Raw genomic sequence first — 8,221 nt, forward strand, 5'->3', positions numbered from 1 at the left:
CCTTCGATGTACTTGCTCAAGGCACGAAGTGAGTTACCGTGGGATGCGATGATAACGTTTGAAAATTTTTACCAACTGATTAACTAAAATCACGTCGATCAAGGTTAATCATTTGTAGTACTCCTTTGGCGCAATCGCGCCCCTTATTCCCACCTTTACCACCAGCTCGATTAAGTGCTTGTTCAATATTATCAGTAGTTAGCACCCCAAACATAACCGGGTTAGCACCTTGCAGTGATAATTCTGCTAAACCTTTGGCAGTTTCAGCACAAACGTAATCATAATGTGACGTTTCACCACGAATTACCGCTCCTAATGCAATGATTCCGTCAAATAGCTCAGTTTCCATTAATCGCTTAGCAGCCCGTGGTAATTCGAATGCACCGGGTACATGGACAACTGTAATATTTTTCGTTTGAATTCCTAAGTGATTCAACTCTGATAGTGTACCTTCTAGTAATCGTGAAGTTACAATCTCATTGAAATCTGCCACTACAATACCAATCTTGGCTGTTGATTGTTGAGTTAAAGTTTGCTGATCATTCATTAGTTAATCTCCTTCAATAGATGATGAAATTTATGCTTTTTAGTTTCCAAATATTTAAGGTCTTCTTTAGTCGGTTTTATCTCTAATGGAACCCGTTTATTAACATGAATACTTAAATTTTCTAGTTGCTTAATTTTATCCGGATTATTCGTCAATAAATCAACGTTTTGAATTCCTTTAGAATGCAAAATAGCTACCGCGGTACCATAATCTCGTTCATCAGCACCAAATCCTAAGTGTTCATTAGCTTCTACCGTATCGTATCCATTTTCTTGCAAATGGTAAGCTCGCAATTTATTAGCCAATCCGATTCCACGACCCTCTTGCCGTAAGTAAAGCACTGCCCCACTGCCATTTTCTTCTATCATTCTTAGAGCGGTTGCTAGTTGCTCACCACAATCACATCGTTGTGAACCCAATACATCGCCAGTTAAACATTCCGAATGAAGCCTTAATAGTAAGGGTCGTTTAAGATTAATTTTTCCCTTAGTTATTAGTAATGTTGGTTCTTGATTCTCACTAGTTGTAAAAGCCTCCAAGTTAAAATGACCATATTTAGTAGGTAAATCAACTTTGGCAATGGATCTAACTACATCAATATTTTTAAGATAACGATAATTTCGAATATCTTGAATTGTAATCATGGGTAGTTTCATTCCTTCGGCTAGTGCTTTTAAATCGTGTCTTCTGGCCATTTGGCCGTTTTTTTTAAGGATTTCGCAGATGTAGGCCACCGGAGTTGCACCTGCCAGTTGGGCTAAATCGATCGCTGCTTCTGTATGCCCGCCCCTTTGCAGCACGCCGTGGGGCTTAGCACTAAGTGGAAAAACGTGTCCCGGCTGATAAAAATCATTAAACGTTGCCAACGGATCTGCTAACTTACGAATGGTTCTCGCACGATCAGCTGCTGAAATACCAGTCGAAGTGGTTTTAGCATCAACACTTATAGTAAAAGCCGTCCCAAATGGCTCAGTTTCGTTGACCACCATAGGCGCCAATCCCAGTTTTTGAATATAAGCTAGACTCATTGGTACACAAAGTAATCCTCGCGCTTTTGTTACCATCATATTAACTGTCTCACTGGTAGCATATTCGGCTAATCCCACCAAATCACCTTCTGCTTCACGACTCTCATCATCAGCAACAATAATTAATCTACCCTGTTGTAAACGACTAATAGCTTGCTCAACTCGTAAAATGGATTTATTTTTCATCGATTACGCCCTCCTGCAAATGTACAAGGTACTTACCGATAATATCAGTTTCTAAATTAACGCTTTCCTGCTGAGCTAATGAACCCAGATTAGTATGCTTAAGGGTGTAGGGAATCAATTGGACCGTAAAGTTAGTTGGCTGCACATCAGTTACTGTCAAACTAACCCCATTGATCGCAATAGACCCTTTTTCAACAATATAAGGAAAATATTTACTACTAAAAGCAATTGTTAAGTTAATTGTTTCTTGATCACGCACAATGTTCAATACTGAACCAGTAGTATCCACGTGACCTAATACAAAATGACCAGCCAAGCGTTCTGTTGCTAATAACGCCGGCTCTAAATTTACCTGTTGACCAATTTTTATTTGTTCTAAAGTTGTTCTGCTCAATGTTTCTGGCATAACCTCCACCCAGATATAGCGTTGGTCCGTATCCGTGACGGTTAAGCAAACTCCATCAATAGCAATACTATCTCCATTCTGAATTTGCCAGTTTTGTGGTTGATTAAGCTCTATTCTTAATCGCTTAATATTATTGCAATTTCTAATATCTTTTATTGTGCCGGTGCTCTTTATTTCTCCAGTAAACATTAGCTTTCTCTCCTTGCATCAATTCTTAAGTCCTTACCTACTTGTTTAATCGCCTTTATTTCAAAATTTAATTGCGAACTGGCCGTTCCGTAAACGGCAGGTAAAGCAGTACCACCTAAAATTATGGGCGCTAAATAAATAGTTATTTGATCTACAATTTCTGAAGAAATAAACCGACTGTGTGTACGACTACCACCTTCAATCAATAGTGATTGAATTCCTTGCTCGGTTAGTAATCTGGTAATTTCTGTAGGTGTCCAACTTTTTTGGTCAAATACTGTCACAAAATCAGACCAATGACGATAATTTGGTTGTCGTGATAAAAGCCAAATCGGAGCAGAGTTTGTAAAAAGTCTTAAATTAGGATTCACCTGGTTAGCATCCTCAACCACAATAATTCGAATTGCCGGAAAATCCGTTTGTTGATCTGGCACAATTAATAAAGGGTTATCTATTGTCAGAGTGTTTTCACCAATCAAAATTGCTTGATACTGAAGTCTTAATTTTTGACTGTCTACTTTAGACTCCTTGCCAGTTAATAATGTCCGTTTAGATTCAGGACCATTAATTTTTCCATCTAGTGAAACCGCATATTTTAAAGTAACAAACGGACGCTGTTGGTGATAAAAGAAATTATAAAATTGATTTATATTACCCGTTTGATTTAAAATCGTAACTTCTATTCCTGATTCTTGTAAGTGTTTAACCCCATTACCGGCAACTAATGGATTAGGATCTAATTGACCTATTACCACTTTTTTAATACCCACATCAATTAATCGTTGAGTGCATGGCGGGGTCTTTCCAAAATGATTACAAGGTTCTAACGTTACATAAATGGTGGCCCCCTGAGCCAACTTTATCGATGGCAAATTTTTGATGGCATTAACTTCTGCATGAGATTGTCCATAATGTTGATGATATCCAGTTGCCAATACTTGATCATCCTTGACGATGACTGCTCCCACTAATGGGTTAGTCCAGGTCTGTCCCATTCCCTTTTTGGCTAATGAAAAAGCCAAGTTCATATATCGCTGTGTTGCTATAATCTTACTCACCTCATTAAAAAAAGCCCTGCAAATTGCAGGGCTTAGAATTTTGATAAGCTAAATAAGATTTCATACGAAGGAAGCAACGCTAAAAAAGCCGTCACTAATACTATGAAAGGTTATTTTTTCTTCTCTCATCCAGACTATACTGTCGGTCCTAGACTTGCACTAGGTCCACCGCAAAAGCGGGTCACGGACTTCAACTTACGTTGTCACCGTCGGTCGGGAATTACACCCTGCCCCGAAGAAATCTATTCAGTTTTCAATAACATGCTAACGTAATTATTTTTGAATTGCAATAACTTTTAGATAGTAGCGTCAAATTAGTGACCACTAGAGACTTTTTTATCATCAGATAGAGCAAGTTAACAAAAAAGAGGCCTTCCTACATTGAAGTGCCCCATAATAGTTGACATAATATCTACTATTATAGGGCAATTCATATGATATTAATTTCTCTTTTAGCTTTAAATAGTATTGTCTCCTGCACTCCAAACATTTTTTTCAGTGAAAGGTTCTGCAGTTTGCTTAGAAATAAAACTGAAATAACGAATATCAGAACCCCATTCAGTAGGATCGCCATAATTAAGGATACGTAAATTCCGATTATCATAAGTAAAAGCATACAGATCTTTATTTTTTATATCGTATCCCGACGTATATTGAGTCCAAGCAACTAAATTTTCTTTATCGTCATTATGAATACGTAAAGAACCTTTAGGAGTATTAACAGCAGTTAATAATTGAAAAATTTGGTTTAAAGCTTCATTATCATCAACTTCAATAGACAGTAGTTTAGAATAAGCAGCTCTCAAAAAACGAGATTCCGGTTTATAATCACTGGGAATACCGACTAAACCACTAGTTAATTCATCTAATGAAAAATTATTCACAGGTTCATTAACTTTATATGAATAAGTTCTTAAACTAGTTTTTTCCAACCAATTTTTTAAATTAGTTAGATGCCAATCAAAAGTTGGGGCGTTTGTAAAGACACCAACTGGATTTTCAAAAATGCGAAAACCATTAGAAACAGATGGTTCAATCACAATTTCTCGACCAGTTTCATCTTGAAAAACACAATGTTGAGGTACTGACATCCCCATCATTGGACCAATTTCATTAGTAATTCCTACATCATGTTCAAGGTTATTTACAATATCGTTTAAACTTTTATAATGCGTTAAAATCCAGGTGCATAGTTCTTCACCACGAATTGCTACTTTATTTTGAGCATGGATTTCTTTAGTAGGAGCATATTTGTAGAAGTGATCAAAGTAAAATGATCCACCACAGATACCATAATCATTAATACCATCCAGTAAAACTGGTGATTTATGAATATCATTTGCCCATACAATCCCCATAACATTTAACTCTGATTTAAAAGGTGTGTACGCTTCTTTAAATTCGTAGCCTTTTGGAATCTTAACACCAGAATATTCAAAATGTTGTTCAAAGTCCTGAGTGCGTCCCCAAAAAGCGTTTCCTTGTCTACTAATCATTTCAATTCCAGTACACATAAATTACTCTCCCTTCAAAGAATCCTTAATCATTTTTATTTATTCTTTTGTTAAATCATAAATTTCAACTTTTTTCTTATCTGATGGAATCATTGCAATACCAGCTCCAATTAAAGCTACAATTGCTCCTAATACAGTTAAAACGTAAACTTGATTTCCTAATGATGGAATTAACAAATCAATTAAAATTGATCCAACTAACTGACCAGCTGTAGATGCTAATCCTAATAATAATAATCCTAGTCCTCTAACTAGCATAGCCATTAAAGCAATGGAAAGTAATCCTAAAGGCCCGCCAAGATACATCCACCACGCAGTTGGCAATGTAAAAGATACTTGCCCCATAATAACTCTAATAAGTAAAACACCACCCAAAATACAAAAGCCAACAATAAAATTCCAAGTGATAGAAACTAACATTGAACCAGTTTCTTCAGCAACTGCTGAATTGCCTGCTGGTTGCCAGCCTGCAAGCAACCCTGCCATAAACGGTAGGATTGCTAGTGCTAATACTTTTGGTGCTTGCCAACTTGGCATAACTACGAGAACTGTTGCAACAATAGCCAAAATTGCCCCAATAATTCGTGGAAGATTAAATGGCTGTTTTACTGGTACGCCAATCCCTAAGCGATCACAAACCAATCCAGAAATAACCATTCCGGAAATAAGAGTTGTTTGAAAAGTAGCAACTCCAAGTACCGAAGCCGATGCACCTTCTGAGAATACAACCATAGCCCCACAACAACCTGCTAACCAATTCCACCAAGGAATTTGACGAGAAGTAATTTTCTTAGGAATAGAAGCAAATTGTTGTCTGGTTGTTTTTCTTGCCAAAATAATAATAGCCATAACCACTAATCCAGAACCAAACGAAACAACAGCTGAAGCATTTCCATCTTTTAATAATTTTCCAACTTGACCGTTAACTGCTGACTGCATTGGTGACAGCATTCCAGCTAAAACTGTAGCTAAGACTAATAGCGGAACAACAACGGCTTTATTTGCAACATTATTTTCTTTTTTTGAAATGTCATTCATAATTAATACTCCTTTCAGCTAACAAAATTATTTCAAATCATTGGCTAACCAATTCATACAACGTGAGAAAAATTCTCCGTAGTTATTCCAATCCATAAATTCTCGAGATGCCCAATGTGGAGCAATATCAGTGGCATAAGCCAAAGATTTTCCTTTTCCGTATTCTCCAATAATTAATAGTGGATCATCAGCAATACTCATTAGTACTTCACTATTTTCTTTAGGAGAAATTTGTTGGTAACCCAGTATTTCAGGAAATTCTCCTAATTCATTTGTAATATAACTTTGCTTTTCTACTTTAGGTGTTAGTCCCTGAGGTGTTTCTAAGCGATCATCTCCATCAGATATCGTTACAGGTAAGACATCTTCAATTGGTGAATTATGATAGTGAGCTTTTCCCTCAAAGCCACTAAATGATAAGTACCCACCAGCCATCATAAGAGCACCACCATCATGAACCCATTGTTTTAAAACTTCCAAACGATTTGGTGTTTTTTCTCCAAGTGCAAAAACTTTATTAGACAATAGTAATGAATTTGAACCAATATCAGATAAAATGACCACATCATATTGATTCAACTCTTTATCAGTCCACGGAAATTTTTCTGGAACATCATGAGCACAAATATGGGTAATTTCATGCCCTAATGCTTTTAAGTCAGCTATAAATTGTTCACATCCAATTTCTAATTTGGTACTCGTAAATGAATCATATCCCTTATATTCAGTTAATGAAGATATCCATGATTCACCAGCTAGTAACACTTTAACCATATTTTATTCTCCAATCATATTTTATAAAAAGCCGAAACGAATTTGATAAAGCGCTTTATCAAAAAAGGAATAAAACAACGCTTTATGTAAGCGTTATCTTTTGATCATAGATTAACATGTCAGATCTAATTGTCAACCCTTTTTAATTATTTAGTTTATCTAATAATCATCTTAACATTAGATATCATGCACGGTTTCACGTTTTATCAAATAAGGTTTAATAATAATTTCTTTTTTTATTTTTTTATTGCTACTAATCATTTCTAATAACAATTTTACCGATTTAAGGGCCATTTCATTAATATCTTGATCGATAGTTGTCAATGGATGTTCCAACACTTCTGTATACGGATTATTATCAAAACCAACCATAGATAACTTTTCAAATACTGGAAAATCATTTTGTTTAGCCCATTTAATCATTCCAAATAACATTAAATCATTTGAACTAACTATCCCAGTAATTTTATTATTCTTTAAAATTTTAGGAGCTAATTTATAACCACTTTTCATAGTATAATCTCCTTCGAATACAAAATTTTCATTCAACTTGATGTTATTCTGAGATAAAACATTTTGGTATCCGATGTATCTTTCGTTTGCGTTAACAAACTTATCTTTTCCTTTTATAAAAGCAATATTTTGATGATGATGATCTATAAGCTCTTGAGTTGCCATTTCAGCACCCTTAATATTATCAAAATTAACGTAATTTATATTCATATCAGAATAAGCATTTAAAAAAATAAATGGCTTATCAATTTCACTAATAAAATGTTCAACTTCAGATCTATCAACTGAAAATAACTCATTGGACGGCACAAGTAATATACCATCAACTCCCTGAGATAAAGCATTTTGAATGGCCTTTTTTTCGTTCTTATAACTATTGTCACTATTAACCAACAACGTATTATACAAATTAATATTTAATTGTGTACTAACGTTTTTCACTAATTCAGAAAAAAATGGATTTGAAATATCTGGTACAATTAAGGCAATATTATAACTAATTTGCTTACTTAAAGAAACGGCCGCAGAATTAGGACGATAATTCATTTTTTTAGCTATTTTTTTAATTTCTTGCTTTTTTTTATCAGAAATTCGAATAAACTTGTTATTTAAAACTAAAGATACGGTTGTTAACGATACTCCCGCCTCTTTAGCAATATCTTTCATACCATATTTCATATGTCTATACCTTTTTATTTTTAAAGTTTGATTAATGCCATCATTATAACCCAATAAATAATAGCAAAACAGAAAAGTATAAGCTTTACCTGTAACTTAGAGTTAAATTTAAAAGTGACTACAAAACAAAGCGTCATAATCAGTGCATTATGATTTATCGAAAGTTAGCAAAAAAGAGGCCTTCTCACATCGAGACGGTCTCTTTCATTTTAATCAATTTAATTAGTCAAGCTTAGTCTTTGATATCACGTTCAACTTGTCATCGAAGTCGTAAACCACTGGTTCACCAG

8 protein-coding genes and 1 riboswitch are annotated in these 8,221 nt (G+C 34.9%); all 8 genes read right to left on the reverse strand.

Translation table 11 applies throughout. From position 1 onward, the window contains the following. Nucleotides 1-79 precede the first annotated feature (79 nt). Nucleotides 80-547, reverse strand: a complete 468-nt coding sequence (ribH, locus tag OXT66_RS09130) for a 6,7-dimethyl-8-ribityllumazine synthase (protein WP_268597015.1) — start codon at nucleotides 545-547, stop codon at nucleotides 80-82. Further along, nucleotides 547-1,761: a GTP cyclohydrolase II gene (gene ribA, locus OXT66_RS09135; protein WP_268597016.1), complete on the reverse strand. Its 1,215-nt coding sequence runs from the start codon at nucleotides 1,759-1,761 to the stop codon at nucleotides 547-549. The genes ribH and ribA overlap by 1 nt, the downstream gene beginning before the upstream one ends. Further along, the gene (locus tag OXT66_RS09140) at nucleotides 1,751-2,356 is read right to left on the reverse strand and encodes a riboflavin synthase (protein WP_268597017.1); all 606 of its coding nucleotides are present in this window, start codon (nucleotides 2,354-2,356) and stop codon (nucleotides 1,751-1,753) included. Before OXT66_RS09140 ends, ribA begins: the two co-directional genes overlap by 11 nt. After that, complete coding sequence (gene ribD, locus OXT66_RS09145; protein WP_268597018.1) at nucleotides 2,356-3,414, reverse strand: bifunctional diaminohydroxyphosphoribosylaminopyrimidine deaminase/5-amino-6-(5-phosphoribosylamino)uracil reductase RibD; 1,059 nt, start codon at nucleotides 3,412-3,414, stop codon at nucleotides 2,356-2,358. The genes OXT66_RS09140 and ribD overlap by 1 nt, the downstream gene beginning before the upstream one ends. Nucleotides 3,415-3,527: 113 nt before the next feature. Next, nucleotides 3,528-3,658: riboswitch (FMN riboswitch) on the reverse strand. Nucleotides 3,659-3,872: 214 nt separating this feature from the next. Further along, the gene (locus OXT66_RS09150; RefSeq protein WP_268597019.1) at nucleotides 3,873-4,928 is read right to left on the reverse strand and encodes a linear amide C-N hydrolase; all 1,056 of its coding nucleotides are present in this window, start codon (nucleotides 4,926-4,928) and stop codon (nucleotides 3,873-3,875) included. Between the two features lie 39 nt (nucleotides 4,929-4,967). Further along, entirely contained in the window at nucleotides 4,968-5,966 is a 999-nt protein-coding gene (locus tag OXT66_RS09155; RefSeq protein WP_268597020.1) for a DMT family transporter, read from the reverse strand. A 27-nt stretch (nucleotides 5,967-5,993) separates the two neighbouring features. After that, complete coding sequence (locus tag OXT66_RS09160) at nucleotides 5,994-6,740, reverse strand: glutamine amidotransferase (RefSeq protein ID WP_268597021.1); 747 nt, start codon at nucleotides 6,738-6,740, stop codon at nucleotides 5,994-5,996. A 177-nt stretch (nucleotides 6,741-6,917) separates the two neighbouring features. Then, nucleotides 6,918-7,931: a LacI family DNA-binding transcriptional regulator gene (locus tag OXT66_RS09165; protein ID WP_268597022.1), complete on the reverse strand. Its 1,014-nt coding sequence runs from the start codon at nucleotides 7,929-7,931 to the stop codon at nucleotides 6,918-6,920. Nucleotides 7,932-8,221: the final 290 nt, after the last annotated feature.

This window comes from Lentilactobacillus senioris (assembly GCF_026798195.1).
GTDB lineage: Bacteria > Bacillota > Bacilli > Lactobacillales > Lactobacillaceae > Lentilactobacillus > Lentilactobacillus senioris_A.